The following is a 26,460-nucleotide window of genomic DNA, read 5'->3' on the forward strand; positions in this document are numbered from 1 at the left end:
AGAGACCTTCGTGCAAATGGACCACAGGCCGACAATGCACTAACATTCAAACCGGACCACTCAGTGGGGGCATTCCAATGCCTCTGGATCATTTGTCGTCCGCCGCATCCAGCAGGGCCTCGCCATAGGCCTCCTGCAGGTCCTTCCGCTGCTTCTCATATTGTTCGCGGATGTCGAGCGGGTTCGCCCGCAGGGAATTCTTCATCCCCCGCTTCGCGTCATCGACCCACCCCTCGATCTCAGAAGGCGAGAGGTCGAAGGACCGGCTGGCCTCGGCCACCGTGGTCTTGCTCTGAATGATCTCGATCACCAGCGCGGTTTTACGCTTCGCCGTCCAGCGCTTGATGCTGTCGTCCATGGTCACACTCATTGCCACATTTTCCCTTGTAACATGAGCAGAGTTTCACTGGGTCAATACAGAACTTGGCTATCTGCCCTTCAGCGCCTCGGGCGGGGCGCTTCTGTTCCATCTGCAGAGCAAACTCTACGAGCGCACCAGCGTGACTATCCGGGCACAGTCCGCCTGGCTTTCGTATTCACGGCCATCGAAGATGAATGGCTTCTTGGCATTCTTGCCGAGCGGCTCTGTCATCGCGCGGTATTCGCTCCATCCTGCCTTGATGCGCGCATTATAGACGTTGTGAGGGGTTCCAAAGTGCTCGAGCGCTCTTGCGATGGAGGGAAATTCCTTCTGGCCGACAGTGGTCGCGTTTGCGTGTGTTCGCTCAACTATAGCAGCATGATCCATGCGGCAAACATTGGATGGCCCCCACGGCTTGCTCTCATCAAATCGGGTAAGGCGGCCTTCACCTTCAATCATTGCCACATCTAACTTGAAGCGGTCGTAGTCGAGCCAGACCTCATCAACTTCCGATCCGGCCTCTCTTGCCCTTTTCTGGATGCCCAAGTGTTGACGCCACAACGTCGTTCCAGCTTCAGGGTAGGTGACGATCTGGCGCCGGGTGAGGGCTTCGCGCAGTAAGGCAACCTGATGGCGACGCAGCGACAGGCCGGTATGGCTGTAATACTCGACCACCTCGCGGCCTGCCGCCATCGGGCGCAGCATGACGGCGGGGGCTCGATGACCTAACGCGGGGCACTGTCGGGATTGGCCGCTGTGGGGAGGAAGGGAAGCTCCGTCTAGGCCAGGCCGGTGATCGCCCAGAGCCCCTTGCGATGGGCGAGGCCGAAGGCGGGGCGGAACCCGTCAGTCTCGGCGATCCGGGTGAGGCTTGCCACCGGAACCTCCGCCCGCCGGCAAAGATCTTAGATCGAAGTGAAGGGATCCTCCGCGCGGGCGGTGGTGAGCCGCCGGTAGCCAAACCTGCGTCGCTCATTGGCCAGATCCCGCAGCCGACCGCGCAGGGCCGTGTCAGGCGCACGCTGAGACTGGTAGCGAACCATCTTGCGATCCGCCCCAGCAATCTCGCACGCCCGCCGTTCCGACAGCCCGACATGGGCCTTCAGATGCGCGACAGCCTCGCGCTTCACGGCGGGCGTCACCATTTTTTTCCAGCAGTTCCTTCATCGCCGCCATGTCGAGCATTTGCTCGGCCAGCAGCCTCTTGAGCTTGGCGTTCTCGTCCTCCAGCACCTTCAGCCGCTTGGCCTCAGACACCGTCATCCCGGAATACTTCGCCTTCCATGCATAGAACGTGCCTTCCGACATCCCGTGCTTGCGACACAGGTCAGCGCACTTCGCCCCAGCCTCGTGCTCCTGCAGGATGCCGATAATCTGCTCTTCCGTCAGTCGTGCCTTCTTCATCGTCCGTCCTTTCAATGGGCCGGACTCTAGTCGCAGATGGAGGAAAAATCCCGTGGCAGGTCAGATGACCATGCGCCACATTAGGTAGTCGCGAAGAGCTGCGGGCTTATCGGGATTGCGGCTCTCACGCAGAAGGTATGTTTCGATCGACTGAATCTCTGCGTCTGTCAGGTCAGGTGCGGTCGAAATTGCTCCCACTGTAATTTTTCCGACCTGCGACAATACTACATCGAAAGAATGGAGTGCCGAACGCATTTCCTCAGGTCGGTGGGCGTTCCCCACAACAAGTGCCCAGCGGATGCACCGGTATATGCTACTCATTGATGCATTCAGTGTCCGCGCCTGTGTCGGTGGTGCACCTTCAAAGCCAATGCCGCCTTTGCGCCTGAGCCAATAGTTTAAACTGTAAGCCTGCGCTAACGTTGGTGGTGCTCCGTGCGACAGGGAGGTGGTCATGGACTCCTCATTCTCGTCGTTCCAGGTGAGCAGCTTTGCCAGTCCCAGGAGTTCACCGTGGATAGTGTTTCGGCTGCGACCGGACCGCGCGAGATGCGCGGCATAGAGAGTGCCGATGATGCAAACTGATCCGTGCTCCCGGTCGAGCAACAGGTATTGCGGGGCGTATGACGCGTTAGGAGCGGGGGTGTGAAGGAGACGGTAGTTCAGCATCGATATCATCCATGAGCCGGAGACAAGCCTGCGTGCATTCGTGTATCGAGATGTGAATAGGGTAAGCATGTTGCAGGCCATACGCCTACACTTTTCTTGTGGGCGATGGGGCAAGTGGGCTGGCCTTCTCCACCTTCACTGTTTGATGGCTGCAGTGGAGAAGGCCAGCCCATCCATTGCTTTGTTCCCCGGTGGCCCAGGGCGGATATGCTGTGGTCTTTCCTCCAACGAAGGCGCGCAAGCTAAAAAAAAAGGCCCCGCCAACTTGCGCTGGCGGGGCCTCCTGTGCCGAGTGTGATCTCGGAAAAATTTTACTCTCTGTTACCCATAAATTGCAGCAGGAACATGAAGAGATTGATGAAGTCGAGATAGAGGCTCAGCGCGCCCATGATGGCGGCCTTGCCGAGCCATTCCTGATCACCGGTCACTGCGTGCTGGATATAGGTGTTCTTGATGTTCTGCGTGTCATAGGCGGTCAGGCCGGCGAAAATCAGCACGCCGATCACCGGGATCGCGAAAGCAAGACCTTCCGATTGCAGGAACATGTTCACGACCATCGCGACGATCAGGCCAACGAGGCCCATCATCAGGAAGGTGCCCATGCCCGACAGATCGCGCTTGGTCAGATAGCCATAAAGCGACAGCGCCAGGAAGGAGATCGAGGTCACGAGGAAGGTCGAAGCGATCGATCCGCCGGTGAAGACGATGAAAATCCAGGACAGCGACAGGCCCATGGCCGCCGCATAGACGTAGAAGAACAGCTGGGCCGACGCGACCGAGAGACGGTTGACCAGCGCGCCAAAGGCGAAAACCATCACCAGCGGCAGGAACATGATCACCCATTTCAGCGGCGAGGCGAAGAGGGTGTAGCCGAACTGTGTCAGATAAGTGCCGTTACGGATCTCAGCCACAGCCACCGACGGATCGGTGGTCGTGGTCAGACCCGAAATCCCCCAGGCCACAGCAGCCGTGATCAGCATCGCCACGGACATCAGCCCGTAGACCTTGTTCATATGGGCGCGAAGCCCTTCATCGATCTGAGCGCGGGCGCCAACGCCTACACCGCGGACCGTTTCATATTGAGCCATTTAAGCCTCCGATGTTGTCCCTAAGGGCAACGCCGGGGAGTCCGGCGCACCTCACTGCCCGAATATCGGAAAGGATCGGCGTGATTTCAAGGATTTCTGCCCGCGTGTGGGTTAAAAATCATGTCATCTGTTGCGATTTGTTGTCTCCTGTCCGGATAGGGGCCCGCATCGGCACCGGGGTCGGGCAGGCGCAGGGAGCGGGATGATGCCGTGAGACCCCGCGAAGCCCGCAGCGATACCTTCAGCGATACCAATGGCCCGGCGCATCCCAGAAGGGGCGGGCAGCCTCGGCTTCGGCCTCGCGGCGGCTCAGGCCGATATCGCGCAAAAGCCGGCTGTCCAGCCTCGCGAGCTGCCGGCGGTGGCGCCGGAGGGCATAGGCGAGCGCGATCCGGCGCCAGAACCCGGGCCGCGCGTTTTTGCGGGGCAGGCGCGAGAGAAAAGCCAGGCTGAGGTCAGACATCACCGGAGTCCTTATGATCTGATTCTGTGATGCGGAGCTGTGGTTGCATCAGGCATATTGATGTCTCGCCGAAAACCTTCCATAATGGAAATGAATGATTGTTGGGTTATTCATCAGGATTTGTGATATGCCGCGCAACCTCGACATGACAGCGCTCCGTTCCTTCGTCACCGTGGCCGATGTCGGCGGTGTGACGCGGGCTGCGGGATTTCTCAATCTGACGCAATCGGCGGTTTCGATGCAGATCAAGCGGCTTGAAGAGGCGCTTGGGCTGCCTTTGTTCCTGCGGGCGGCGCGCAAACTGGTGCTTTCGCCCGAGGGAGAGATGCTGGTCTCTTATGGCCGGCGCCTCCTTGAGATCAATGACGAGGCGCTGTCGCGGCTGGGGGGCGCGAAATACCAGGGCGAGATCCGGCTGGGGGTGCCCTATGACATTGTTTATCCGGCGATCCCCCAGATCCTGAAGCGGCTTGGGCAAAGCTGGCCGCTGATGCGGATCAACCTGGTGTCCTCGTTCACGCTGCACCTGAAAGAGGATTTCGCACGCGGCAAATTCGATGTGATCGTGACCACCGAAGACCAGCCCGATGCCGGCGCCGAGGTGCTGTCATTGCGGCAGTTGCAATGGATCGGGGCGATTGATGGTACCGCCTGGCAGCGCCGGCCGCTGCGGCTTGGCTTCAAGCAAAGCTGTATCTTCCGGTCGCTGGCGATGACCGCGCTGGACCAGGCCGGGATCCCCTGGGAGCTGGCGGTTGATGGCGAAAGCGACCAGGTGGTGGATGCCTCGGTCGCGGCGGATCTTGCGGTGACGGTGCGCATCGCAGATGGCCTGCCGGAAGCGACCCAGCCGATCGGCGGCGAGAATGCGCTGCCCGCCCTGGGGCGGACGAAGATCGGGCTCTATGCGCTCGACACGATGCGCGGCGATGCCGGGGGCGAGGTGGCGGCGGCGCTTCTGTCCGAATTGCGCTGCGCCTATGGCGGGTAGGGGCGGTCGCCTCAGCCGGGGGTGGTCAGCAGAACCAGCTTGCCGGTCGCCTGGCGGTTGCGGATGGTCTCCAGCCCTGCTTCCAGTTGCGTGAAGGGCAGCTGTTGCGAGATCAGCGGGTGAATGCGCCCCTCCTGCCACCAGGCGAAGAGCTGGCGCAGGCTCGCCGCAAGCTCGCCGGGGGCGAAATCGGAATAACCGCCATACCAGAAGCCGATCACCGTAATATTGCGCACGAGCAACTGGTTGAGCGGCACATGCGGCACCTCGCCGCCGGCGAAACCAATGGCGAGCATCCGCCCTCCCGGCCTTGTCGCCCGCATCGCGGCGTCAAATCCCGCTCCTCCCACCGTGTCATAGGTCACGTCGATGCCGCCAAGCGCGCGCAGCCGGTCCTTCAGGTCGGGCGCGTCGCTGTCGATCACCTCATCGGCGCCGGCGGCGCGGGCGATGGCTGCTTTCTCTGCGCCCCGGACCGAGGCAATCACCCGCGCGCCGAGGAGATGCCCGATCGCGACCGCCGTCAGGCCGACCCCGCCCGCAGCGCCGGTGACAAACAGCGTCTCACCTTCCCGCAGCATGGCCTTGCCCGCGAGCGCCAGATGCGAGGTGCCCCAGGCGATCTGGAACCCGGCGGCCGTGGCGAAATCCATGCCCTCGGGCAGTTCGACCAGCGCCGCCGCCGGCACGACCGCATATTCCGCAAATCCGCCCTTTGACACCAGCGCCGCCACCCGCGCGCCGGTCGCGGGCCCGCCGGTTCCAGCGGTTCCGGGCCCGATAGCGACCAGGCTGCCGGAAAGCTCCAGCCCGCCGGTCACCGGCAGTGAATGGCGCACCTGATACCGCCCCTGGTTCATCAGCAGATCGGCAAAATTCAGCCCTGCCGCTGCAACCTGGACCAGAGCCTCGCCCGGGCCGGGGATGGGAATATCCACCTCGCAAAGTTGCATCGGCGCCCCAGCGGCCAGCGTTTGCCATGCTTTCATCCGCGTCATCTGCCTGATCCCCTCCAGTCCCGGGCGCAGACTTCCTGCACAACTGACAGAAAGCAAATGGTTTTCTCACATATGTCGCGCAGGTCCGCCGGTGCCTCTGGCAGAGATGTGTGCAATTTGAAAGATATTCTCATTTTGAGACGCATAATGTAAATATCGTAATGGGCGAGTGGTTGCCCGTGCAAAGCATCTATAGGTGAAGTTGCCTAGAGCATCCGGAATAAACTGCGCGGCCGGAAAATTCATCTGGCCAAAACCAGCCTGTTTTATGGTCAATCGTCGGATGGTGCTGAAAAATCTCGGTGCGGCTGTGCAAATGGCACGAAATATGCTTGTATCTTTATGGGAGGAGCCCGTCCTAAAGGCTCTCTTGCGGTTTAGTTCCTGGTAGAAGTCGTACGGAGTTGAGAATGAAGCACCCTGTTGACGCCCATGTGGGCAAACGTATTCGTCATCGTCGCTGGATGGTGGGGATGACTCAGCAACAGCTGGCCGATAAGGTTGGCATCAAATTCCAGCAAATTCAGAAATATGAAACCGGCATGAACCGGGTCAGCGCGTCGCGGCTCTGGGATATTGCCGATGCTCTGGGGGTTCAGATTGCCTTCTTCTTCGAAGGCCTGGCCGAGGGTGTCGAGGCTCATTCCGGGCAGGGTGATATGATGGCGGATAAAGAGGCACTGGAACTGGTGCGCTCCTATTATTCTATCCCCGAGGCGCAGCGACGTCGTCTCTTTGATCTCGCCCGGGTTCTTTCCGCCGCCTGATCGCCTGACGCGAAATTTCCCGCGTTATTGGCCCCGACAGGCCAGCCCGTTATTTTCGGGTGACGGGGTGGGCCGGGGTGTGGGCGTAGCAGCCCCCATCCTGGCCACCGGGGTTTCTTGACCTCATGACCCGGGGCGGTTAGCGCCGGAGGGACATGTAAGGTGAGACGATGACATCTGATTCCCTGACGCTTTCCGACAGCACGCTGCGCCGCCCGCCCTCGGGCCTTGCCGCTGCGCTGCCGCTGACCGAGATCAACGCGCTGATCGCCACCGCCCATGCGCTTGCCGATGCGGCGCGGGTGGCGACGCTGGACTATTTCCGCCGCCCCGGCCTTGCAGCCGACAACAAAGAGACTGCGCGCTTTGATCCGGTCACCATGGGGGACCGCCTCTCAGAGCAGCGGATGCGCGAGATCCTCGCGCAGCAGCGGCCGCAGGATGCGATCCTTGGCGAAGAATTCGGCACCACCCCCGGCACTTCGGGCCTGACCTGGGTTCTCGACCCGATCGACGGCACCCGTGGCTTTCTGACCGGCAGCCCGACCTGGGGTGTGCTGATCTCTCTGCGCGACGAGACCGGCCCGGTTTACGGCATCATCGACCAGCCCCATATCGGTGAGCGTTTCGAGGGCGGCTTCGGTCTCTCCCGCGTCGCCGGGCCGCGTGGCACGCATCCGCTCGCCACACGCCCGGAGCGGGGTCTGGAGGAGGCTTTTCTTTATAGCACCTTCCCCGAGATCGGCAGCGAAGCGGAATATGCCGCTTTCCGCCGCGTGTCGCAAAAGGCAAAGCTGGTCCGCTATGGCATGGATTGCTACGCCTATGCTTTGCTGGCGGCGGGGCAGATCGATCTTGTGATTGAGGCGGGTCTGCAGGCCTATGACATCCAGGCACCGATGGCGGTGATCCGGGCGGCGGGGGGGGTTGTGACCTCCTGGGACGGGGGCGACTGCGCGCAGGGCGGGCGGGTTCTGGCGGCGGCCAATCCCGGGATCCATGCGGCGGCGCTGGAGCTTCTGAACGCGACCGCCTGACCTGGTATCACCGTCCCGCATGACAAAGGGTGGTGCCTGCAGGCGCCGCCCTTTCTGGTTCAGATGATCTGGCTGGTGATTTCGCGCTGGATTACCTCCGGTCCCAGCCGATCAGCGCGGCGAGCAGCAACAAGGCCGAGCCGGCAAACCAGGCCCAGGCGCCTGGCCCGGCAAGGTCGGTTACGGCCCGGACGATGTCATTGGCCTTGCCGATATCGAGATTGGCCGGCACCGGCAGGTCTGAGGCGCCCTTACTGATCTTCCACACCATCCAGCCGGTAAGGCCCACACCAAGGCCCCCGCCCAGCAGGCCGATCAGACGCGATGGCAGGTTGAACAGAACAAGCACCAGAAACACCGCCGCCAGCACAAAGGTCGCAAGGAAGGCCACCAGTTCCCCGGGCGAGCTGGCGATAAAACTGCGCAGCGCCTCGACATCGGGTTTCAGCGCGCTGATCAGATCCCAGGGCGTGACCGCAGGGATCGGAAGGGCAGGGCCGGTCCAGGACAGGAAAAGGCTGACCAGAATGGCAATGGCGGAAAGTATGGAAAGGGCACGCAAATCAAGGCTCCGATACTGACTGTCCGGCGGCCAGGCGACATGCGGCCCTGCCGGCGGTTCACGGCGATGTGATGGATGTGATCCGGCCATCGCTTTGCGGTCAAGTATAAAGATCGGCATGTCGAAGACCGGGCAGAGAGCCGGCGAGGCGGCGGCGCGGATGCGGCCATTCCTGGACTTCTTTGCCCCGATGCGCGCGATTTTGCCGCCGCGTGGCACGGGGACCTGCCTCTCACGGCGCGTTTTCCCCCGCCTGCATTCGGGCGATTGAGCCGGCGGCCCGGCTCGGCTATCACTGGCGTCATGAGCCATGATTTCTCTTTCCAGCGCCGTGAGACCTTTGACACCTTCCGCGAGTCGAAAGGGGTGAAACTGCCGGCCCGTGCCGTGGTGGATTTCGCCTTTTTTCCCGAGCTGGAACAGGCTGACTGGTCGGGCATTTCCCGCGCGCTCGAGGCGGCGGGCTACCGCGTCAGCCGCCCTGATGCAGAGGGTGAGGAAAGCGAAGAGCTGATCGCCTCGATTGGGCCGATCCCGATCAGTGCCGAGGAAATCTGGAAATACGAAGAGGCGGCGACGAAGATCGCGATCCGCTTTGATTTCTATCCCGATGGCTGGGAACTCGATATCTGAGGCGGTGATGGTGCCGGTGGTGTTCAGTGGCGCCAATAGGCCCCTTCGCGCCAGGCGACGCAGCGGCTTTTCACTCACAGATGCTGAAAATGGATGAAGCACGCTGATGCGCGGGCTATAAAGATGCAATCAGTTGGATAGTCTTATCCGGATGCGGGTCCGGTAAAGCTGTCCGGGCCTGGCAGGGATCCGGGCGGCCGTAACGGGCCGGATGAGAGGCCAGCATAAGGGACAGCAGACGGTTCTGCATAAATGTCCGGCGTGAGGGGGTGGAGCGGTTGAGCGGCAGGGAGAAACAAGTGTTCGGCAGATTCCTTCTTGGAGCGGGGCTGGGTGGTCTGGTCGGGACAGGCGTACTTGCGCTGGTGTCGGTGTCGCTTTCCGGGCCGTTTCCGCAAAACCGCAGCGCCGGCACACTGCGGACCGAGGTCGGAATCGAAGACGCTGACGCCCGCCTTGCTCCTGACGCCAAAGCCCTGACAACAGAGACTGCTGGCGAGACTGCCGCAGCGGTCGATCCGGTGGTTGACCCCGTGGTTGACCCCGTGGTCGATCCTGTGGCCGATCCTGCTGTGGCCGGGACCCCGACAGCACCGTCCCTTGATGCGCCAGGCGCTCCGGAGGAGACAGAGACCGCAAAGCCGAGCGTACCCGAGGATAAGGCGGATCCTGACTTCGCCGCGGCGCCGAACCTGATCGACCTTCCCGAACTGGCTCTGGAGCATTCTTCAGACCCGGCACTCGCTGCGGCGCTGGAGGCTGCGCTTGATGCGGGTGACAGGGCTCCGGGTCTCGTGCCCGATCAGCCGGCGGATCTTGCCGATGCTGCCAGCGACGCTGTGCCAGAGGCCCCCGCCGCGCCCGAGGCCGCGCCGCTGGTCGCAGGGGTAACGGAGGGTCCCGACACTGTCGCGACGCCGCCGGCTGAGCTGGCGGGGCTGCCGGAAACGCCGGCTCTGCCGCAAGACGGTCTCGCGGATGGCGAAACCGGGGTCACCGCCGCCGGAACAACCGTATCGCGCCCGGCCGGTCCTGCCGAGGACAGCGCGCCGGCGCTCGCATCAGCGCCCGAACCACCGCCGCTTACGGTCGAGGAAGAGCGGATGCTGGCGCAGATGGCGGCCGATCCGTTGCCGCAAGGCTCAGAGCCGGCCAAAAGCGCTCCTGTGGCCGGCGATGGCTTTGTGATCCTGGAAGACGTTCCGACACCGGCACAGACACCGACACCGGCAGAGGCCACAGCCGATACCGCTCTGGCAGATGCTGCGGGGGATGGGCAGGCCGCCGTCGAAGACCTGCCGGCGGATCGCGAGCCTGCAGCGGATACTGCGGATCTTTCTCCCGACAGTGGTGGGCCAGAGACCGGCGCGGCATCGGACCCGGCGGCGGTTAAAATGCTTACTCTGGACGATAAATCGTCATTGCCCGGCAATGGCACGATCAGCCGCGAGACCGGTGATGGCAGCACCCGTCTGCCGCGGATCGGCGAAACGCCGGAAGAGGCGGCGGCGGAAAGCACCGCAATCGGCTCTGACGCGCCGCGTATCCTTTTTGCGCGCGACTTTGCAAACCCCGCCAACAAGCCGCGTTTCGCGGTGATCCTGCTCGATGACGGCTCGCCGGAGCTGGATCGCGCCGCCCTTGCCGAACTGCCTTTTGCGGTCAGTTTCGCGATTGACCCGCAATTGCCCAATGCCAGTGAGATCGCCGCGCTTTACCGCGCCGCCGGCCAGGAGGTGATCATGGTCGCGTCCGGCCTGCCCAAGGGCGCTGTGGCAAGCGATGTCGCGGTGGCCTTTAGTGCCATGGCGCAGGTATTGCCCGAAGCGGTGGCGACAATGGACGCGCCGGGGCGCAGCTTTCAGGCCGACCGCCCGCTGGCCAGCCTGGTCGTGCCCGAAATCGCCGCACAGGGGCGCGGGCTCATCACCTGGAATATCGGCCTCAACGCCGCCGACCAGGTGGCAAAGCGCGAAGATGTTCCGGCAGCCGTGATCTTCCGCGACCTTGATGCCGAGGGCGAGGAGGCGCCGGTGATCCGCCGCTATCTCGACCGCGCCGCTTTCAAGGCGGCGCAGGATGGCGGCGTCACGGTCTTTGGCCGGGCCAGCCATGCGGCGACGGTGACCGCGCTTCTGGAATGGGCCGTTGAGGGCCGCGCCGCCAGTGTCGAACTGGCGCCTGTTACGGCAATGCTGGATGTCGACTGAGCGGATGGTGGTGATCCGCCCGGCGCTGCGCGCCGATGTGCCTGATATCTTCCGCGTCCGTCTTGCGGTGCGGGAAAACGCGCTGAGCGAGGCGGAACTGGCCGCGCTCGGCATCACGCGCGAGACGGTGGCAGAGCTGGTTGAGGCGCCCGGCACCGCCTGGGTGGCGGAAGAGGCCGGCACGCTTCTTGGCTTTTCGATGATCGACCGCGAGGAAGGCTGCCTCTTTGCCGCCTTTGTGGTGCCGGAGGCCGAGGGCAGGGGCATCGGACGCGCGCTGACCAGGGCCGCAGAAGCCGCGCTTTTCGCCGAACACGCGGAAATCTGGCTGGAAACGGCGGCCGGCAGCCGGGCCGAGGGCTTTTATCGCCGCCTTGGCTGGGGCGGCGCTACGCCGGTGGGGGACGGCGATCTGCGGCTGACAAAGCAGCGCGGCTGAGGCGTCACGCTGCGTCACCCGCTGCCAGGCGCTGCTCAGCTGCGCGCCTTGCGGTAACTGTCTTTCACCGCGATCAGCGCGCCGTCAAAGCTGAAAATATCGCAGCTTCGCACATCGACGCTGGCCCCAGTCGCCGAAGTGCCGCGAAAACGCCAGGTCGACAGCCCGGTCTCGCCGGTGATGTGATGCGCGCCCCCAAGCCAGGCGGCATCAGGAAAGTCCGCGAACAGCGCCGCATAAGCCGCCCGTACCGCCGCCTGACCCTGATGGATCACACCTGCGGCCTCGGACCCCGCAGCGCCGTGAAAGGCAGGATCGGCGGACATGCAGCCCATCAGCCCGTCAAGATCGCGCGCATTGAAACAGTCCATCAGCCGCGCCATAGTCGCGAGGCGTGCCTCATCCCGGGCATCATCAACCACCTCGACCTCGAGGAAAGACAGCGGCGCGGTGCCGGCATTGGTCACATTGTGTTCGACCCCGACCCGTCGCGAATAGGGCAGGCCCTGGGTCAGCGCCGCCTCCGTCCGGCCGCCACCGGCAAGGTCAAGACCCAGCACGCCATCCGTCAGCGGCACGATCACATAATCATGGCCATGGCGGTGCCAGCCGGTCTCGGCCCCCGGCGCGAAACGCCATTCGGTGACGCGAAAACGCTCGTCATCGATATGGGTGACGGGCTCGGCTTGGGGGGGTGAGGCCTGGGGTTTCGGGGCCTGAGGCTCAGGTGCGGGCGGGTGTTCAGACATGGTGACCTCCGGGTTGCTGACCGATGCTGGCGCAGGCCGGTTGCCTGCGGCAAGGCTGTTGGCCGTCTGGCCTGACCATCCGGACCGGTCTGGCGTTAAAGCGCCTCTTTCACCGCCTCCATCGCGACATAGGTCGAGGTCTGCGCCACATGTGGCAGCGCCGAGATCCGTTCCGCCAGCACCCGGCGGTAATCGGCGATATCGGCGGTGCGCACCTTCAGGAGGTAGTCAAAGCGGCTGGCGATCATATGGCATTGCTCGACCTCGGGCACGGTCAGAACGGCGCGGTTGAAGGCCTGGAGCGCCGCCTCGCGGGTATCGGCCAGCCGCACTTCGACAAAGGCCACATGCGCCAGGCCCATTTTCACCGGGTCGAGAATGGCGCGATATCCCGCGATCACCCCGTCTTCTTCAAGCCGTTTCATCCGCGCCTGGACAGGGCTTTTCGACAGACCGACCCGGCGCGCAAGCTCCACCGCTGAAACCCGGCCCTCGACGGCCAGAATGCGCAGAATCGCATGATCAAATCGATCAAGATCAACAAGGGGATTTGGCATATAAAATCAACCTTTTCTGGCCATAATGGCCAGCGTTTGCGGAAAGATCGGGAATACTGACTGGCAGATCAGGTGTATCATAGTCAAAACGCAGGAGGTCTGCATGACAAATTCGCTTGATCTGGTCGCTGATGGAAGTCTTGCCCCCGAGGGGGAACTGGTGCGGGCTCTGATCGCGCAAAGCGGTTTGGATCAGGCCGATCGCGACCGGATCGCGGCGGCGGGCGCCGATCTCGTGCGCCGCATTCGCTCGGGCGCTAAGCCAGGGCTGATGGAGGTGTTCCTCGCCGAATACGGGCTCTCGACCGATGAGGGCATTGCGCTGATGTGTCTGGCCGAGGCGCTCTTGCGGGTGCCGGATGCGCCGACCATGGACGCACTGATCGAAGACAAGATCGCGCCCTCGGACTGGGGCAGGCATCTGGGCCATTCGGCATCTTCGCTGGTCAATGCCTCGACCTGGGCTTTGATGCTGACCGGCAAAGTGCTGGACGAGCGTGGCCCGGGCATTGCCGGCAGCCTGCGCGGCGCGATCCGGCGGCTGGGCGAGCCTGTGATCCGCTCGGCCACCACGCGGGCGATGAAAGAGATGGGCCGCCAGTTCGTGCTGGGCGAAACTATTGAAAAGGCGATGAAACGCGCGACGGAGCTGGAAGGGAAGGGCTATACCTATTCCTATGATATGCTGGGCGAAGGCGCGAAGACCGAAGCGGATGCCCGCAGCTATCACCTCGCCTATACCCGCGCGATCACTGCGATTGCCGGGGCGGTGAAAGGCCGCGATATCGGCGCCAATCCTGGCGTTTCCGTTAAGCTTTCCGCAATCCATCCGCGTTATGAAGTAGCCCATGAGGCGCGCGTGATGGAGGAACTCGTGCCGAGGCTGCGGGCTTTGGCTGGGCTCGCGAAATCTGCGGGCATCGGACTGAATGTCGATGCAGAGGAGGCGGACAGGCTCGATCTGTCGCTGAAGGTGATTGCGGCCACGCTGGAAGACCCGTCGCTGGCGGGATGGGACGGCTTTGGCGTGGTTGTGCAGGCTTACGGTCGGCGCTGCGGAGCGGCGATCGATGTGCTTTACGATCTGGCGACGCGTCTGAACCGCCGCATCATGGTGCGCCTGGTGAAGGGCGCCTATTGGGATTTCGAGATCAAACGCGCCCAGGTGATGGGGCTGGACAGTTTCCCGGTCTTTACCCGCAAACAGGCGACGGATGTGTCCTATATCGCCAATGCGCAAAAGCTTTTGGGCATGACCGACCGTATCTATCCGCAATTCGCGGGACATAACGCGCATACCGTGGCGGCGGTGCTCGACATGGCATCTGCGGCGGGCGTGAAACCCGAACAATATGAATTCCAGCGCCTGCATGGCATGGGCGAAAGGCTGCATGAGATCGTCCATGCCGATCAGAATACCCGCTGCCGCATCTATGCGCCGGTCGGCGCGCATCGCGATCTCCTCGCCTATCTCGTGCGGCGTCTGCTGGAAAACGGGGCGAATTCGTCCTTTGTGAACCAGATCGTCGATGAGGATGTGACCCCGGAACAGGTCGCCGCCTGCCCGCTGGCCTATATGGAAAGCGTCTCGCCGGTCGAGAACCCGGCTGTGCCGCCGGCGCCGCAGATCTTCCCGGGCCGGGTCAATTCGAAAGGCTTTGACCTGACCTCGCGCGCCGATCTGCGCGAGATCGAGGCCGCGATGCAGCCGCATCTGACCCGGACTTACAGCGCCGGGCCGATCATCGCGGGCCGCGCCGCCGGGGCTTTGCGCACGGATGTGGTGAACCCCGCGACGGGAGAGGTGGTGGGCCATGTCCTCGCCGCCTCCCGCGCCGATGTTGATACCGCCTTGCGGCTGGCCGCGCCCTGGGCCGCCGATGCCGCCACCCGCGCCACCGTCCTACGCCGCGCAGCCGACGCCTATGAGGCGAATTTCGGCCAGATCTTCGCGCTGCTTACGCGTGAGGCCGGCAAAAACGCCCCGGATATGGTCGGCGAACTGCGCGAAGCGGTTGATTTCCTGCGATACTACGCGAATGGCGCCGAGGCCCTGACCGCCCCCGCCCGAGGTCGCTTCACCTGTATCAGCCCGTGGAATTTCCCGCTGGCGATCTTTTCGGGCCAGATCGCGGCGGCGCTCGCGGCTGGCAATGCGGTGCTGGCGAAACCGGCGGAACAGACGCCGCTGATCGCCGCGCTCGCGGTCGATCTTTTGCATCAGGCCGGGGTGCCGGTCACCGCGCTGCAGCTTTTGCCGGGCGAGGGCGATGTGGGCGCCTTGCTCACCTCTGATCCGCGGGTGGATGGGGTCGCCTTCACCGGCTCGACCGAAGTGGCGCTGCTGATCCGCCGCGCGATGGCTGAAAACCTCGCCCCCGGCGCGCCGCTGATCGCCGAAACCGGCGGGATGAACGCGATGGTGGTCGATTCCACCGCGCTGCCGGAACAGGCGGTGCGCGATATCGTGGCCTCGTCCTTCCAGTCGGCGGGACAGCGCTGCTCGGCCCTGCGCTGCCTTTACGTGCAGGAAGACATCGCGGCCCCGATCCTCGAGATGCTGGAAGGCGCGATGGATGAGCTGTCGATCGGCAATCCGGGTCTTCTGACCACCGATGTCGGGCCGGTGATTGATGCCGAGGCGCTTGCAACCATCCGCGCACATATCGATCAGGCGCGGATCGAGGGGCGGCTGATCAAGGAACGCGCGGTGCCGGGGCAGGGGACATTCGCGCCGCCTGCGGTGATCCGCGTGCAGGGGATCGCTGCGATGGAGCGCGAGATTTTCGGCCCCGTCCTGCATGTCGCGACGTTCCGGGCCGGTGAAATCGACAAAGTTATCAATGAGATCAACGCCACCGGCTATGGTCTGACCTTCGGCCTTCACACCCGCATCGATGACCGCGTACAGCATTTCGTCGAGCGCATCCATTCCGGCAATATCTATGTCAACCGCAACCAGATCGGCGCGGTGGTGGGCAGTCAGCCCTTTGGTGGCGAGGGGCTTTCGGGCACCGGGCCAAAGGCCGGCGGGCCGGATTACCTGACCCGCTTCGCCCGCCAGGCGGCGCCGCTGCAAGGGGCCGCCGGCGCGGTCACCAGCGAGGCCGTGGTCGCCGCAGCTCTGGCCGGGGCAGGCCAGGTCGCAGCGCCAGAGCCGCTCGACCTGCCCGGCCCGACCGGAGAATCGAACCGGCTTGGTCATTTCGCCCGCCCGCCGGTCCTGTGCCTCGGGCCAGGGGCTGCGGCGGTGGCGGCTCAGGCCAATGCGGTCACTGCACTCGGCGGCGTGGCGGTTGCAGCCGATGGTCTTGACCCTGAGGCGCTGACCAGGCTGCAAGGCTTCAGCGGCGCGCTGTTCTGGGGCGAAGAGGCCGGGGCTCGCAGCCGCGCCCTCGCCCTGTCCGCCCGCAAAGGCGCAATCCTGCCGCTGATCACCGGCGCGCCCGACCGCGCCCATGTCACGCTCGAACGCCATGTCTGCATCGATACCACGGCATCGGGCGGCAATGCCAAACTGCTCTCCGAGGTGGCGGAGGCATAGCGACCCGACCTGATGGGCGGGCCCCGGCAAGGCTCGCCCAGGTTTGCGATCCGTGCCAACAGCCCTAACGCGCTTGCGGTTTTCATTACCTTCGCTCTTATCGCGCCGAACATGGGGGCTTTCGCCCGCTAAATGGGTGAAGGCTTTCAGGCGGTGAAGTCCGGGGGGCGTTGTTCTGCTCGGATTTCGTTCGCTCGGCAGCGGCACGCACGGGCCGCGCCCCGGCTATCATCCTGCTGTTATGCTCAAGCTGTTCATCTCCTGCTATTTGCACCGCATTCCGTCGAGCCGCAGGTTGGAACGGGAGGCGGGACGGAATGTCGAACTGATTTGCCTGACGGGCCGCCTCGCTCCCGATCACAAGACTATTGCTGACTTGCGCCGCGACAATGGGCCCGGCATCCGCCGCAGCTGGCCCAGTTTGTCGAACTGTGCCGCCGCATCGGTGTGCTGAAGGGCAAATGCGTAGCGATCGACGGCAGCAGATTTCGGGCGGTAAACTCCCGTGACCGAAACTTCACCAAGGACAAGATCGCGAACCGCATCGCCCATGTGGAGGCGGACGTCGAGCGCTACATCGCCGAGATTGTCCGCGTTGATCGGCAGGAGGAAGGAGATGTCCGGGCCGATAAGGCCTCGCATCTGGCCAGGCGTTAAAGCCGCGTCCGGCAACACATCCAGCATCTGCAAGCCATGGATCTGGCGCTGGCCGCTGCGTCGGAAGGACAGAACTCCCTGACCGATCCCGATGCTCGCGCTATGGCGACCCGCGCCCGCAACAGTGACATGGCCGGCTACAATGTCCAGACTGCCGTCGATACCGAAACGCATCTGATCGTCGCGCATGATGTCACCAATCAGGGTCATGACCGCGATCTGCTGGTACCGATAGCTCTGGCAAAGATCGTATTTGTGGCAGACTGATATACTCAGCTTCACTGGTCCTGCAACGACGCCAGCTGAGGTCACAGCATACCTGCAGGCAGCCGGCGCGACCGGCTGGCCGACCGATGGGGCCTTACAGGCTCAGGCGATCATGCGGGGGCAGCGCTACCTCGCGGCCCGCTAGAACGCCCGCTGGTTGACACAATGGCCAAGCGACGCTGCCCCGGCTCAGGTAAAGTTCGCCATTGCCGAGGCCGCACTGCTGGAGGCCGTCAAACCGGGCAGCCTGTCTGTGGTCTCCAATCCTTTGACAGACAAGATACTGGTGCAGGCTGGCAAACTGTCGTGGGAGCGGCTGGGCGGCGCGAGTGCTGCCCATGGCTTGTGGCCGCGATCATTGATCATCGAGGGGCTGCTCGCCGGGCTTCTCGGCCCCGAAGTTGGCAGCACGGTCTGGCTGGCGAGGGTATAAGTGCCGTATGTCGCGGAAGCCTCGTAGATCTGGGCGTAATATGGCCGCTTCGGTTCAGTGATCAGGGAAAGGTGATTTGTCTGCTCCTGGCGCAGGTGTAACATCCCCTGGTCGGCAGCCTGAGCCTCCGTATGGAGCAACGGTTCCGCAGATCCGACGAATGTGAGCTTCGATGCAACCTGCTCCGGAGTAAAGACGTTGAAAACCTCTCAAATCTGGCTGCCTTTGATCTTTGCGTCCGCACTTGGCGCACCTGCATTCGCCCAGACGGTGATGACCAACGACGCGAAGATGACGCTTTACACCTTCGACAAGGACGAGGGTGGGAAATCCTCCTGCTACGACGACTGCGCCAAAAACTGGCCACCTTACCTTGGCCAGGCCGGCGAAGATAAGGGTGAAGGCTGGACGCTCGTTGAGCGAACCGACGGCACCCAGCAGTGGGCCTACGACGGAAAACCGACTTACCTTTACATCGAAGATACCAAGGCCGGCGATGTAATGGGCGATGGCAAGGGTGGCGCCTGGCACGCCATCAAGGAATAAACGATCAGGAAATGGCGTAAGGTGGCCTCGCAGTTAGCGGGGCCATTTGCTTTTGGCGCGGTGGCATGGCCGAGAACTGGAACGCTATTGACGCGGACGTGCGGGCAGACATGAGCGAGGTCGGCAGCACGCTGACCCTGACGCGCAGCACGCCCGGCACTCCAGACCCGGCGAAGCCCTGGATAGATGCTCCCGAGACCACCAGTTCAGAAACGGTCCCGCAGTTTGGAGCAGGCTCGGGCAAGTATCGGTTGGGCGAAACCTTGGCAGTTACAGATTTCGAATTCATGATCGCGGTCCCGAAAGTTCTGATCCCGCAGAACGGTGTTTTGATCACCACCGGCGAAGAAGCCGCCATCATCGTGAAAGCCGAGCCGTTCTCGGCTGGCGGGCAGCCGGTATACTTAACGATTTGGGCTAATCGCTGATGGCGCGCCGTGATTGCCAATCGCAGCTTTTCCGCGATCTGATTGCGCGGCTGCCCATGTGCTTTCCACCGGGGCCATGACCTATCTGCTTCTGGCCTGTGCTGACATCCTCGCTGCCTACAGGTCCTCTGCCGATGCCGCTGCTGCCCCCAAATACTGACCCCGAACAGCTTGGCATCGTCATCGGTGCTGCCATCGCCTTCCTTGTCGGCGCGCTGGTCGCGTGGATCAAGGGATCAAAGAAATCCCCGGTCGAGGTCGGGTCCGCCCCGCCGCCGGTCGATCAGACCGCCTATGTCCTGGCCGAGGTCCGCCAGCTGGCGAAGAACTGGGACGCCGGGCATGCCAAGGTGCTGAAGCAGCTGCATGAGCAGGATGAGCGGCTGCATAAGATCTATACCGACACGCAGGTGATCAGGGATCGGGGGCGGGGGTGATAGTGTCAGGTCATATGCAGCTGGGCGGAAAGACTTGCCAAAAGCTTCTTGCGCCGGACAGTCTATGTGCAACAGAGTCACTTGAGACATCCGCATATGACCCGCATGAAGTATGACAGGCCGCAACTTCGGCTGCTTGATAGTTATACACGAGAGTTACGACGATCCGCGACGGCTGGCTACCAGCCAAAACGAACTGGGTTTGAATTGCCTAGACCACCCGAGAAGGCTACGGAAGCTGTCTGCTCTTTCTTGCAAAGTTGCTCGAAAGTGATTGAGGCCGAGAGCGACGTTCTTGGCGTGCTGTTCGACGGTGGCGCCAGAATGTCCAAGGCCAGACTTGCACTTGAAAATGCCAAATCGGAAAGAGATGCCGCTGCCGACACAATTTTCCAGACCGCTTAAGCTTTGGACCCAAGTGCCAGGCTTGCGCTGTCTGACTGGCTGAACTGGCTGGAGAAAGTGGCCATGCGCCGCAGAAAAACTGTGCTCCTCGACGTGGTTTTTGAGTAGGGCATCAAACCCGCATTAGGTAGGGCGCTGAACAGGTAGCCTTTTAGCGAGTTTCATCAGCGCACAAAATTCCCCACATGCAGGCCCGCCATTCCGGCGGGCTTTTCTAATTGGAGATATACATGATCCAGTTCCTGACCGGGCTTCTGGCCCGGATCGGTGCGCTTTTCTGTGCGCGCCCGAAATCCTCTGGCACCGGCCTTGCCGCGGTGCTGGCCGCAGCCGCAGTGTTCGTCGCACCCTGGGAGGGTGAGCGGACAGAGGCCTATCTTGACCGCATCGCCAGCCCGGCTGTCTGGACCGTCTGTTATGGCGAGACCAAGGGCGTGAAGCAGGGCGACCGCTACACCCCGCAGCAATGCCTCGATATGCTCAGCGCCTCGCTGGCTGGATATTATGCCCAGCTGGCGAAATGCGTTCCGACGCTGTCACAGCAGCCGCAGGGCGTCCAGGTCGCGCTGACCAGCTGGACCTACAATGTAGGCGCCGGCGTGGCTTGCAGGTCCACCCTCGCAAAGCGCGCCAATGCCGGTGATTGGCAAGCCGCCTGCAATCAGCTGCCGCTCTGGAACAAGGCGGGCGGCGTGGTGGTGCGCGGCCTGACCAACCGCCGGGCCGCGGAACAGAAGCTTTGCCTTCAATCTCTCAACAGAGGAGTCTGACCCATGCCCTACGGCGAGGTTCCGGGGGTGGCCAGGGTGGAGGAGATCGCCGAATCCCTCTCTGGCTACACCGCGCCGGGCTATCTGGAAGAGATCGAAGGCGCACGGGATGATGCGCAGGCTGCGGCTGTTACCGCTGCCGCCAACGCAAATGAACAGATCGCCCCCAATGTGTCAGCCGAAGCCGGGTTTGCCGCGTCTGCCGCGACCTCCCAGACCGCAGCCGCAGGATATGCCGCACAGGCGCAGGCAGCCGTGGATGCAGCCACCGGCCTGATCATCACCACCTTCGGCAACTTCGACACTCTGGCGCAGCTGGTCGCGGCTCACCCGGCCGCAGCTGTCGGAAACACTGCCTTCGTGCGGGAGGCCGGCGAGGCTGGGACGGTACATCGCTGGTCGGGCAGTGCATGGGCCGACACCGGGGAGAACCCGCTGGCGGGGAAGGCGGATCTTCCCAGCTTCACCACTCCACTGACTGGCGGTGCACTGACGACCGTCATCTCTGCGCAGGGGGCGGATGGGAAGAAGGCAATGCTCGCCGGCCATGGTGGCAAGGGCGGCTTCTTTGCCAGGCTCAATCGCAAATCTATGCTCGCAGGCTTTGCCGCGATTGGCGCGGTGCCCAGCAATCTGGTCTCGGCACTTCCCCGACTTTGGTCGGTCGGGGACGGTGGTGCTGTATCCTACATTGTCAGTGGCAACCGTGCCGCGTTGTTTTCCCGTGACGCCCGTGGCCGGTTTGACTTTCTGCCCCACCCCCGCGTCGCATCTCGGCTGTTTGCGATGATGCCCAATAGATCGCCCTTCGATCCGGTTGCAGCTGGCTTGACCAGCTCGATCCTTGGGCATGCAATCGGTGACAGCATCACCGCTGGTCCAACCGGGTCGGGCGACAACTGGCCTAAATACCTGGGTGATCTGCTTGGCACGACCGTGATCAATTCTGGCGTTGCGTCGCAGGACACAAATATGATGGCTGCTCGGTGCGGTGGCCGGAATGCGCGTGTCACCGTTTCCGGCGGCGGCGTTGTGCCCGCAAGCGGCGGCGTGGCAGTGACCACCGACATTGATTTCAACCGCAACAGCTCCGGGTCTACCTCGACGCGCAATGGCACGATTTATTCGCCGGTCGGGCTGGCTCTGGTGCAGGGGAGTTTCGGCCCGCGCTACAATCCTGATACGGGCGCTGCTATATCGAACCCGTTCAATTACATATTCACCCGTACGACTGCGGGTTCAGAAATCACCGACCCGCCCGGCTCATACATCGTGCTCGACACAGCAGGTCTCTACCTCGACCGGGTGTCAATCGTCGCTGGCGGCACCAATGATGATCGCACCACTGAGGCCGCGCGCTACCGGACCATCGACAATATTGGACGTATAATCGCGAGCAGGTCGCCTCGCATCAAATCCGTCATCACGCTCAATTTTTGGCCCGGCTTTTCGTCCAGCACGGGCACCGAAGGCCGCGCCAACATCGAGGCTTACGACCTGCTGCACCGGCTCGCATTCCCGGAAACTCGACTGGACATCTGCGACTATATGGTCACTCGCGCCCCCTATGAAGCGCTGGCTCTGGGGCTGATCAGCGAAGTCACCTCGGCTGACCTCGCAGCGATGGCTGACCGAATGCTGCCGGTGTCGTTCAGGTCCGACTCCAGCGTCCACCCCAACACACCCGCCAAACAGATGATGGCGCGCGAGGTCTATCGCACCATCCGTGACCGCAACCTCATTTTTGACCTCCCGGAGCTTGTAGCATGACCACCGTAGCTATTCTCTACAGCGCCTCCACGATTGCAGAGGCAACTGCCCTCGGCCTTCTGTCGGCAGATCAGCCTGACCCGCATGGCGAAACGTGGTTTGGTTATACCGCGATCTTCGACTTCGCGGCCCTGACCGTGGATACACTGGCCATCAGCGCGACCGTGGCAAACCTGCTGTCCTTGGCATCGCTTGCGTCTGTGCAGTCTGACAGCGCCGCCTTCACAGACGTTCGCGCGCAAAAGGGGCTGTCAAAGACCGCAGCCGGGCAGAACGCGCTGTTACTGCCGTCTGTGCAATACAATCTCATCAACCTCGGGGCAGAGCCAAGTTTTGTCATGGCGTTTTGGCTGACGCAGGATGAGGTCGTTGGGGCCAGCAATACGGTTGCCGGCTTCGTCGGATCGGCGGATGTGGCTTCGCGTCAATGGGCGCTTATCACCCGCGCCACCGGCGGCATCGGTTTGGTCGGGCTTGGCCTTGCGGCGGCGTTGGAAATACCCCCTTCGGCCCTTACTCTCGGTATTCCGCACCTGATCGCGATCCATGTCGAACGAGTCTCGGCTGCTGTGAGTAAGGTATCGCTTTGGGTCAATGGAATTGAGGTCGCGTCCGGTGCCGGAGCTTATCCGCTTTCCCACCCGATATCCTATGCCGCAGGGGCATATCCGGCACTGTTCCGGACCTCTGCGGGTGGTTTTGGCAGGGGTTGGGCCGGCTGCATCCACCGACAGCACGTTCTGAAAGTTGCGGTCGGGCACGACATGACGCTGTGGTGTGAGGCCGAGATCGAGGCGAACACAGCCAGGTTGGCGGTGTGATCCAGCCTGACCCCTGCTGGTGGCTGGTCCCGTCGATCCTCGGAGGGGCCGCTATATGGGCGGCCCTGATCGCAGCAAATCTCTGACGCGCAGGAGGCGCAATGAACGAAACCACACAGGACGTAATCGCAGTCGTCAGATCTGGATGGCCCCAAATACTGGCAATATTCGCGGTTATCTGGTGGGCGCGGAAAATCGACCTTCGCAGTCAGGAGCAGGGGCGGCGCCTTGATCGCCATGAGGCCAGACTGACGGCATTCGAACACGCTCAGCAGGCCCAGGCGATCCACCTCGCACGGATCGAAGAGGCATTGAACGGGATGAAGCTCACGCTCGACCGGATCTATACCGAGTTGCGCGAGAAGACATAAGCGCCCGCTGACCTCACCACATCGCAATCCCGCCCGGTCATTGTGCCGGGCCTTTTCATGTCCATGGAGGCGCAGATGCGCGATAACTTCGAGAGGTGTCTCTCCGAGGTGCTGAAGCACGAGGGCGGCTGGGCCGATCACCCGAAAGACCCGGGCGGCGCGACCATGAAAGGTGTGACGCTTGCCACCTTCCGGAAATACCAGCCTGGCGCGACAAAGGCGCAGCTCCGGGCGATCTCTGACGCCGATCTGCGCATGATCTACCGCGGCGGCTATTGGGACAGGATTCGCGGTGACGATCTGCCGGCCGGGCTGGATCTGGTGGCATTTGACGCCGCGGTCAATTCCGGGCCGGGCCGTGGCGCCCGCTGGCTGCAATCGGCGCTCGGGATTTCCGCAGATGGCCAGATCGGGCCGAGGACGATTGCTGCGGCGAATGCTCATGCCGACCGGCAGAAGGTGATCCGCACGGCATGTCAGGACCGGCTGCGCTGGCTCCAGACGCTCAGCACCTGGGCGACCTTCGGCAGGGGCTGGGGGCGGCGGGTTGCCGCGATCGAGGCAGCTGCGCTGGCAATGGCCGCGGCAGGGGTGTCGACCCCCAGCTCGCCACCCTCTGTGCCCGGATGGCTCGCGTCCATTCTGGCATTCTTCCAATCCATCTTTCGCAAAGGAGCCTGGCATGGCCCTCTTTATTCGCATGGCAATCTATACCCTCGCCGCAATGGCTGCCTCGATGGGATTTGGCGAACTCGATCACGCGACGGGCAAGCTTACGCTCGATCTCGAGCAGATCGCGGTTGCGCTGGCATCAGCTGGCGTTCTGAATGGCGCTGTCGTCTGGCTGTGGGGGCGGAAGTGATCCAGTTCGCCGCTCGCTGGCTCTGGAAGCCCGTCGCCGTGCTGCTGGTCCTGCTGGCGGTCTGGCTGCGGGGCAGGGCGAGCGCGAAACAGCAGACCGCGCTGGAGGCCGCAGAGGCCTATGCGAACACCCGGAAAGGAATGAATGATGCGCCTGATCTCGGCAATGACCCTGACGCTGCTCGCCGCTGGCTGCGCGAGCGTGACGCCAACCAGCGGTGATGCGCTCTGCGATGGATCGCGGCAAGCGCGGGCTGATCATGCGGCGGCCCTGGCGGCCTCACCGGATGACCGGGCGGTGATGAGCGGCGCCCGGCTGATCGCGCTGATCGATGCGGGGTGTCAGGCCTGATCCTGCGTTTGTGCAGGCAGATCGTATACAATCTGGCAGCGGTCGCTCCATTCCCATTCGTGCTGCCTAAGGGCGACCTCGCACCCGGCGGCCCGGGCAAACTCCAGCAGCGCAGACGGTGCGTCCTCGGTGCCGGCCAGCGCGACATAGCGCGCGCGGCTGTATCGGCCTGATCGGCCGCACCGGTCACAGGTCAGATGGATGGTGTCAGGCAGGAGAGTGACAGCGCGGAACATGAGCGACTCGGGGGATGGGATTGCCATTGTTCCCTGTACGTTCTCATTATGCAATGGCTGCGCGCACTGTCTGCCCCGGTTCTGAGCGGATTGATCACCGCTGGCATCCGTATTGCAGCCCATCGGGAGGCCGGGGGGCTATTGCTTTGCAAGAATCGGGCGATAGGTTCAGTGAACCAGCGGGCACTTCGCAAAAATCGCTTGAGTTACTGATTTTATGGTGGGCGGTGAGGGACTCGAACCCCCGACATCTTCGGTGTAAACGAAGCGCTCTACCAACTGAGCTAACCGCCCGCCTCGCCGGGACCTAACCCGGACACGGCCTGGACGCAAGGGATTTACGCAACAGGCGGGGTGGTTGTTCGGATGGTCACTCAGGATGCGGGTCTGGCCGTTTATTGTGCGGTTTTGAACAGTCATGCCGCAGGATGCAAAGGGTGAAATGCTGCGAAAAGGCGACTAGTCTTCAGACCGGGACCGCATGGGCCGGCGCAAAGACAGCGCAGGTCGTGCAGGCCCTTCACAGACGCGCCAGACCCCGCGCCAGATCCCAGGAGGCAAGCCATGAGCTGGAACCCCGCCCTCGACCCTTCGATCCCTGTCGGCAATCAGGTTGATTCCATCGAGACCGTCATTGTTCCGCGGGCGCGTGACCTTGGCGGTTTCGACGTGCGCCGGGCGTTGCCCTCGGCCCAGCGTCAGATGGTGGGGCCTTTCATCTTCTTTGATCAGATGGGCCCTGCCGAATTCCTGACCGGGGAGGGGATCGATGTGCGTCCGCATCCCCATATCGGGCTTGGGACCGTGACCTATCTGATGAAGGGGCGTCTCCATCACCGCGACAGCCTCGGCACCGATCAGTGGATTGAGCCGGGCGCGGTGAACTGGATGATGGCGGGCCATGGCATCACCCATTCCGAACGCACCGATGGCGCGGCGCGGCGCGCGCCCCTGACGATGTTTGGCCTCCAGACCTGGCTTGCCGTGCCGAAGGCCCGCGAGGATGATCCCGCAGACTTTATCCATGTCGAAAAGTCGCGGCTGCCAGAACTGGAGGGCGAGGGCAAACAGGTGCGTCTGATCCTTGGTCATGCCTGGGGCGCGCGGATGGATCTCGAAATGCCTTCGGAGGTCTTCTATGCCGATGCGGTGCTGGCCCCGGGCGCGTCAATTCCGCTGCCCGATGATCATGAGGATCGTGGCGTCTATGTGTTGACCGGCGAGGTCGAACAAGGCGGTCAGGTCTTTGAGGCCGGACGGATGCTGGTGTTCCGTCCCGGCGACCGGGTCTCGGTGAAAGCCGGCGATCAGGGCGCGCGGATCATGCTGCTGGGCGGCGCGACGATGGATGGGCCACGCTATATCTGGTGGAACTTTGTCGCCTCGTCGAAAGACCGGATTGATGCCGCGAAAGAGGCCTGGCGGGCAGGGGACTGGGCCCATGGCCGCTTCCGCCTGCCGCCGCAGGATGACCAGGAGTTCATTCCCGCGCCGGAAAAATGATTTTTTGACGAAAAATCGAGGTATTGGCGGACAAGGTGAAATTTCCTCATTCCGCCGCTTGACGGGGGGGGCGACCCCAGGTATCTAGCCCCCACACCCGGTTCGCCGGGGAAGCAAGAGACCAAAAGCGC

28 protein-coding genes, 1 tRNA gene and 3 pseudogenes are annotated in these 26,460 nt (G+C 62.9%); 21 read left to right on the top strand and 11 right to left on the bottom strand.

What is annotated here, in order from left to right; translation table 11 throughout:
* Positions 1-88: 88 nt before the first annotated feature.
* Positions 89-358: a transposase gene (locus AC4FS3_RS04290; RefSeq protein ID WP_491019542.1), complete on the bottom strand. Its 270-nt coding sequence runs from the start codon at positions 356-358 to the stop codon at positions 89-91.
* A gap of 61 nt (positions 359-419) precedes the next feature.
* Between AC4FS3_RS04290 and AC4FS3_RS04295 the strand changes: the two are divergent.
* Positions 420-507: pseudogene (locus AC4FS3_RS04295) on the top strand (ATP-binding protein); the annotation flags it as partial.
* Here AC4FS3_RS04295 and AC4FS3_RS04300 read toward each other — a convergent pair.
* From AC4FS3_RS04300 to AC4FS3_RS04320, 5 genes and pseudogenes are all read right to left on the bottom strand, one after another.
* Positions 485-1,066: a hypothetical protein gene (locus AC4FS3_RS04300; protein WP_491019543.1), complete on the bottom strand. Its 582-nt coding sequence runs from the start codon at positions 1,064-1,066 to the stop codon at positions 485-487. The pseudogene AC4FS3_RS04295 and the gene AC4FS3_RS04300 sit on opposite strands and share 23 nt — an antisense overlap.
* Positions 1,067-1,305: 239 nt before the next feature.
* Positions 1,306-1,765 (bottom strand): annotated as a pseudogene (locus AC4FS3_RS04305) (transposase); the annotation flags it as partial.
* A gap of 60 nt (positions 1,766-1,825) precedes the next feature.
* Positions 1,826-2,434: a hypothetical protein gene (locus AC4FS3_RS04310; protein ID WP_491019544.1), complete on the bottom strand. Its 609-nt coding sequence runs from the start codon at positions 2,432-2,434 to the stop codon at positions 1,826-1,828.
* Between the two features lie 311 nt (positions 2,435-2,745).
* The gene (locus AC4FS3_RS04315) at positions 2,746-3,522 is read right to left on the bottom strand and encodes a Bax inhibitor-1/YccA family protein (RefSeq protein WP_491019545.1); all 777 of its coding nucleotides are present in this window, start codon (positions 3,520-3,522) and stop codon (positions 2,746-2,748) included.
* A gap of 241 nt (positions 3,523-3,763) precedes the next feature.
* A complete protein-coding gene (locus AC4FS3_RS04320; RefSeq protein WP_491019546.1) occupies positions 3,764-3,985 on the bottom strand; it encodes a YjiS-like domain-containing protein in 222 nt (73 codons plus the stop codon).
* 127 nt (positions 3,986-4,112) lie between these two features.
* On the opposite strand from AC4FS3_RS04320, the gene AC4FS3_RS04325 reads away from it, so the two are divergent.
* Positions 4,113-4,976: a LysR family transcriptional regulator gene (locus AC4FS3_RS04325; protein WP_491019547.1), complete on the top strand. Its 864-nt coding sequence runs from the start codon at positions 4,113-4,115 to the stop codon at positions 4,974-4,976.
* An 11-nt stretch (positions 4,977-4,987) separates the two neighbouring features.
* Here the strand turns inward: AC4FS3_RS04325 and AC4FS3_RS04330 are convergent, their stop codons facing one another.
* The gene (locus AC4FS3_RS04330) at positions 4,988-5,965 is read right to left on the bottom strand and encodes an NADPH:quinone oxidoreductase family protein (RefSeq protein WP_491019548.1); all 978 of its coding nucleotides are present in this window, start codon (positions 5,963-5,965) and stop codon (positions 4,988-4,990) included.
* 419 nt (positions 5,966-6,384) lie between these two features.
* On the opposite strand from AC4FS3_RS04330, the gene AC4FS3_RS04335 reads away from it, so the two are divergent.
* Together AC4FS3_RS04335 and AC4FS3_RS04340 are read left to right on the top strand one after the other, a co-directional pair.
* Complete coding sequence (locus AC4FS3_RS04335) at positions 6,385-6,741, top strand: helix-turn-helix domain-containing protein (protein ID WP_092896451.1); 357 nt, start codon at positions 6,385-6,387, stop codon at positions 6,739-6,741.
* A 170-nt stretch (positions 6,742-6,911) separates the two neighbouring features.
* Positions 6,912-7,778, top strand: a complete 867-nt coding sequence (locus AC4FS3_RS04340; protein WP_491019549.1) for an inositol monophosphatase family protein — start codon at positions 6,912-6,914, stop codon at positions 7,776-7,778.
* Positions 7,779-7,869: 91 nt separating this feature from the next.
* Here AC4FS3_RS04340 and AC4FS3_RS04345 read toward each other — a convergent pair whose 3' ends face one another.
* A complete protein-coding gene (locus AC4FS3_RS04345) occupies positions 7,870-8,559 on the bottom strand; it encodes a hypothetical protein (RefSeq protein WP_491019550.1) in 690 nt (229 codons plus the stop codon).
* Between the two features lie 84 nt (positions 8,560-8,643).
* Here AC4FS3_RS04345 and AC4FS3_RS04350 point away from each other — a divergent pair, with 84 nt between their 5' ends.
* The 3 genes from AC4FS3_RS04350 (at position 8,644) to AC4FS3_RS04360 (ending at position 11,622) form a co-directional block, all read left to right on the top strand.
* Positions 8,644-8,973: a ribonuclease E inhibitor RraB gene (locus AC4FS3_RS04350; protein WP_283177473.1), complete on the top strand. Its 330-nt coding sequence runs from the start codon at positions 8,644-8,646 to the stop codon at positions 8,971-8,973.
* Between the two features lie 299 nt (positions 8,974-9,272).
* Positions 9,273-11,183, top strand: coding sequence for a divergent polysaccharide deacetylase family protein (locus tag AC4FS3_RS04355; RefSeq protein ID WP_491019551.1), 1,911 nt, complete (start codon positions 9,273-9,275; stop codon positions 11,181-11,183).
* Positions 11,173-11,622, top strand: coding sequence for a GNAT family N-acetyltransferase (locus AC4FS3_RS04360; RefSeq protein ID WP_491019552.1), 450 nt, complete (start codon positions 11,173-11,175; stop codon positions 11,620-11,622). The genes AC4FS3_RS04355 and AC4FS3_RS04360 overlap by 11 nt, the downstream gene beginning before the upstream one ends.
* A 35-nt stretch (positions 11,623-11,657) precedes the next feature.
* Here AC4FS3_RS04360 and AC4FS3_RS04365 read toward each other — a convergent pair whose 3' ends face one another.
* A complete protein-coding gene (locus AC4FS3_RS04365) occupies positions 11,658-12,371 on the bottom strand; it encodes a nuclear transport factor 2 family protein (RefSeq protein ID WP_491019553.1) in 714 nt (237 codons plus the stop codon).
* Between the two features lie 95 nt (positions 12,372-12,466).
* Positions 12,467-12,928: an Lrp/AsnC family transcriptional regulator gene (locus tag AC4FS3_RS04370; protein WP_092896463.1), complete on the bottom strand. Its 462-nt coding sequence runs from the start codon at positions 12,926-12,928 to the stop codon at positions 12,467-12,469.
* 103 nt (positions 12,929-13,031) lie between these two features.
* Here AC4FS3_RS04370 and putA point away from each other — a divergent pair, with 103 nt between their 5' ends.
* From putA to AC4FS3_RS04435, 13 genes and pseudogenes are all read left to right on the top strand, one after another.
* A complete protein-coding gene (gene putA, locus AC4FS3_RS04375; protein ID WP_491019554.1) occupies positions 13,032-16,472 on the top strand; it encodes a bifunctional proline dehydrogenase/L-glutamate gamma-semialdehyde dehydrogenase PutA in 3,441 nt (1,146 codons plus the stop codon).
* A 191-nt stretch (positions 16,473-16,663) separates the two neighbouring features.
* Positions 16,664-17,372 (top strand): annotated as a pseudogene (locus AC4FS3_RS04380) (transposase); the annotation flags it as partial.
* A 181-nt stretch (positions 17,373-17,553) separates the two neighbouring features.
* The gene (locus AC4FS3_RS04385; RefSeq protein ID WP_491019555.1) at positions 17,554-17,829 is read left to right on the top strand and encodes a hypothetical protein; all 276 of its coding nucleotides are present in this window, start codon (positions 17,554-17,556) and stop codon (positions 17,827-17,829) included.
* A 198-nt stretch (positions 17,830-18,027) separates the two neighbouring features.
* Positions 18,028-18,375 carry a COG4315 family predicted lipoprotein gene (locus AC4FS3_RS04390; RefSeq protein WP_491019556.1) on the top strand — a complete coding sequence of 116 codons (348 nt, stop codon included), beginning with the start codon at positions 18,028-18,030 and terminating at the stop codon, positions 18,373-18,375.
* 65 nt (positions 18,376-18,440) lie between these two features.
* Positions 18,441-18,803, top strand: coding sequence for a hypothetical protein (locus AC4FS3_RS04395; RefSeq protein WP_491019557.1), 363 nt, complete (start codon positions 18,441-18,443; stop codon positions 18,801-18,803).
* 134 nt (positions 18,804-18,937) lie between these two features.
* Positions 18,938-19,240: a hypothetical protein gene (locus AC4FS3_RS04400; RefSeq protein ID WP_491019558.1), complete on the top strand. Its 303-nt coding sequence runs from the start codon at positions 18,938-18,940 to the stop codon at positions 19,238-19,240.
* A 96-nt stretch (positions 19,241-19,336) separates the two neighbouring features.
* Complete coding sequence (locus AC4FS3_RS04405) at positions 19,337-19,645, top strand: hypothetical protein (RefSeq protein WP_491019559.1); 309 nt, start codon at positions 19,337-19,339, stop codon at positions 19,643-19,645.
* Positions 19,646-19,875: 230 nt separating this feature from the next.
* Positions 19,876-20,415 carry a lysozyme gene (locus AC4FS3_RS04410; protein ID WP_491019560.1) on the top strand — a complete coding sequence of 180 codons (540 nt, stop codon included), beginning with the start codon at positions 19,876-19,878 and terminating at the stop codon, positions 20,413-20,415.
* Between the two features lie 36 nt (positions 20,416-20,451).
* Positions 20,452-22,185 (top strand): hypothetical protein, encoded by a 1,734-nt coding sequence (locus AC4FS3_RS04415; protein WP_491019561.1) that lies wholly within the window; start codon positions 20,452-20,454, stop codon positions 22,183-22,185.
* A complete protein-coding gene (locus AC4FS3_RS04420; RefSeq protein ID WP_491019562.1) occupies positions 22,182-23,006 on the top strand; it encodes a hypothetical protein in 825 nt (274 codons plus the stop codon). Before AC4FS3_RS04415 ends, AC4FS3_RS04420 begins: the two co-directional genes overlap by 4 nt.
* Before the next feature lie 101 nt (positions 23,007-23,107).
* Positions 23,108-23,377, top strand: a complete 270-nt coding sequence (locus AC4FS3_RS04425; protein ID WP_491019563.1) for a hypothetical protein — start codon at positions 23,108-23,110, stop codon at positions 23,375-23,377.
* A gap of 75 nt (positions 23,378-23,452) precedes the next feature.
* Positions 23,453-24,460, top strand: coding sequence for a glycoside hydrolase family 108 protein (locus AC4FS3_RS04430; RefSeq protein ID WP_491019564.1), 1,008 nt, complete (start codon positions 23,453-23,455; stop codon positions 24,458-24,460).
* Positions 24,441-24,590 (top strand): hypothetical protein, encoded by a 150-nt coding sequence (locus tag AC4FS3_RS04435; RefSeq protein ID WP_491019565.1) that lies wholly within the window; start codon positions 24,441-24,443, stop codon positions 24,588-24,590. Before AC4FS3_RS04430 ends, AC4FS3_RS04435 begins: the two co-directional genes overlap by 20 nt.
* Before the next feature lie 454 nt (positions 24,591-25,044).
* On the opposite strand, the gene AC4FS3_RS04440 is transcribed toward AC4FS3_RS04435, so the two are convergent.
* Positions 25,045-25,120, bottom strand: a tRNA-Val gene (locus AC4FS3_RS04440).
* Between the two features lie 270 nt (positions 25,121-25,390).
* On the opposite strand from AC4FS3_RS04440, the gene AC4FS3_RS04445 reads away from it, so the two are divergent.
* Positions 25,391-26,329, top strand: a complete 939-nt coding sequence (locus AC4FS3_RS04445) for a pirin family protein (protein ID WP_491019566.1) — start codon at positions 25,391-25,393, stop codon at positions 26,327-26,329.
* Positions 26,330-26,460: the final 131 nt, after the last annotated feature.

This window comes from Pseudogemmobacter sp. TB195, assembly GCF_058313095.1.